Below are 2,256 nucleotides of genomic sequence, written 5' to 3' on the forward strand. Positions count from 1 at the left end.
GGAGTCCAACCACGCGAGAAGCCCCGCGCAACCGGCCAGCACGTCGTCGTACGTGACGTCGAAATCGCCTGTGTACCAAGGATCGGCCACGTCACGCGCGGAATCGGCGAACTCGAGCAGCTTGAAGCAGCGGCCATCCGCAGCCCGTCCCAGCTGGCGACGCATATCGCGCATGTTCGCCTCGTCCATGCCTACGAACAGGTCCCATTCGTCAGCATCGGCGCGGCGCAGGCGACGGGCGGTCTTGCCGGAGCAATCGATGCCCTGCGCTTCCAGCACGGCGCGGGTGCCGTGATGCACGGGGCTTCCGATCTCGTCGTCGTGCGTGGCTGCCGACCCGATGACGAAGGCGTCGGCCATGCCTCGGCGCGAGACGAGATCCTTCATCACGAACTCAGCCATGGTTGAGCGGCATATGTTGCCGTGGCACACGAATAGGATGCGATGCGGCGCGCTCATCGGCTCTCCCCCTCCTCGGGTTCGAGGACTTCGAGGTAGCGTTCGTACAGCTCGGGCACGGCGCGCTTCAGGCTGACCGGCTTGAACGTTTCGGCATCAACGAGGCAATGGGTGCTCCGTCCCGTGCAGCAGGGCTTCTCGACGTCGAGATCCTGGCCTTCCCGGAACACCTCGTAGGCGTATACGGTCTTCGTCGGGCGCGAGGACACTACGCGCGTGCGCACGACGGCCGTGTCGCCGTAACGCAAAGGCGCGCCGTAGTCGCATTCGAAATGCGTGACGGGCGACAGGTAGCCCGCCTGCTCGATATGGTCGTACGGAAACCCGATAGCCTCGAGGAACCGCGTGCGCGCATCCTCGAAGTACAGCAGATAGTTGGCATGGTAGACGATGCCCATCATGTCGGTCTCCGCATAGCGTATGGTGATTGGCGTGCAAACCCGCATGGCTTCGCTGTCCGTCCTTTGCAATCGGCTACAATGTTCGCATGAGGAATATCGTAACGTATATGGCCGAAGAGCAGCGCACCTTCGCGGAATCACCGTTTAACCCCGTCGACTCGCTTGTGTTCGCGACGCTCGCGTACTTCAACTACGAGGTGGCGCCCGGCGTCGACCTCGCTTCCCCCGACGGCGTCCTGCTGCACGACGTGGTGATGCTGTCCGATTGGGAAGCGCTCACCGCGCACAGCTGGATGGAGGACGCGAAGGACACCGAGGCGTTTCTGCACGTCCTGTCGGCAAGCCGCCGCATGCGCGACGTGCGCGCCTCGTTCTATGCCAACGAGCGATCGGAGATCGTGGAAAAGCAATTCTCCGCCGTCACGCTGACGTTCCCCGCCGCCGACGGCGAGGTCGCCTACCTCGCGTATCGCGGCACCGACGGCAGTTTCGCCGGTTGGAAGGAAGACTTCAACCTCTGCTTCAAGGAAGTGATCCCTTCCCAATGCACGGCGGCGGCGTACCTGTCGGGCGTGGCGTCGGCGCTCGCCTGCCCGCTCATCGTCGGCGGGCACTCCAAGGGCGGCAACCTCGCCGAGTATGCTGCGCTCGTAGCCGACGAGAGCGCCTTCGAGCGCTTGCGCGGCGTGTTCAACCACGACGGGCCGTCGTTTCTGGACGATCCTTCGCCGCGCATCGACGACGATCGATTCCACGCCCTGCTGCACAAGACCGTGCCCGAGTCGTCGGCGTTCGGCATGATCCTCGAGCGCCGCGCCGACTACCGCGTGGTGCGATCCTCGGCTATGTCGGTGTTCCAGCACGAGCCTTTCACCTGGTTGACCGAAGACGACGACTTCGTGTACCAGGAGGCGCTCAACCCCTCCGCCGTATTTTTCGACGAGGCGCTTGACGCGTGGCTGCGCAGCAAAGCTCCCGACGAGCGCGAGCGCTTCATCGACACCATCTACGAGCTGTTCGCCTCCACCGAGGCCGGAACCTGGAGCGAGTTCCAAACCAAGCTGTTCGCGAACACGAGGCAGCTTTTAGGCGCGCGCTCGAAGCTGGACGCGGAGACGAAGAGCTTCATCTGGCAGACGCTGGGCTCGCTCGGAGGCATACTCAAGGACGAGACCGTCAAGCGCTTCAAGCCCGCCCCGCCCACCTGGCTTCCCCGACGCCGCGAAACGTACGACCCCGAGAAAGGAACCGAAGCATGACCGCTAGCGCGTACGGACGACTGACCCCCCGCATGGCCTGGCAGCTGGCCGCGCCGCATACCTGGCCGGCCGCCATCCTGCCCGTGCTCGTCGCCGCCGCGGCGGCGGCCGTCACCTCCTTCAGCATCTCGGCGACC

The 2,256-nt window shown here is 64.7% G+C and carries 3 protein-coding genes; 1 reads left to right on the forward strand and 2 read right to left on the reverse strand.

The annotated features are described in order from the left end of the window. Together ACMO6A_RS12215 and ACMO6A_RS12220 are read right to left on the reverse strand one after the other, a co-directional pair. A partial coding sequence (locus tag ACMO6A_RS12215; protein WP_418471336.1) for a low molecular weight protein-tyrosine-phosphatase occupies positions 1-459 on the reverse strand: 459 nt, incomplete at its 3' end. Further along, positions 456-905 (reverse strand): acyl-CoA thioesterase, encoded by a 450-nt coding sequence (locus tag ACMO6A_RS12220; protein WP_009307004.1) that lies wholly within the window; start codon positions 903-905, stop codon positions 456-458. The genes ACMO6A_RS12215 and ACMO6A_RS12220, both read right to left, overlap by 4 nt. 41 nt (positions 906-946) lie before the next feature. Between ACMO6A_RS12220 and ACMO6A_RS12225 the strand changes: the two genes are divergently transcribed. Next, positions 947-2,119 (forward strand): Mbeg1-like protein, encoded by a 1,173-nt coding sequence (locus tag ACMO6A_RS12225; RefSeq protein WP_009608584.1) that lies wholly within the window; start codon positions 947-949, stop codon positions 2,117-2,119. The last annotated feature ends 137 nt before the right edge of the window (positions 2,120-2,256 follow it).

Source organism: Eggerthella sp. (genome assembly GCF_048329335.1).
Classification (GTDB): Bacteria; Actinomycetota; Coriobacteriia; order Coriobacteriales; family Eggerthellaceae; genus Eggerthella; species Eggerthella lenta.

Bases quoted from the DNA above. Each gene is read 5' to 3' on its own strand.
- ACMO6A_RS12220 (WP_009307004.1), bottom strand. From the start codon at position 905: ATGCGGGTTTGCACGCCAATCACCATACGCTATGCGGAGACCGACATG.
- ACMO6A_RS12225 (WP_009608584.1), top strand. From the start codon at position 947: ATGAGGAATATCGTAACGTATATGGCCGAAGAGCAGCGCACCTTCGCG.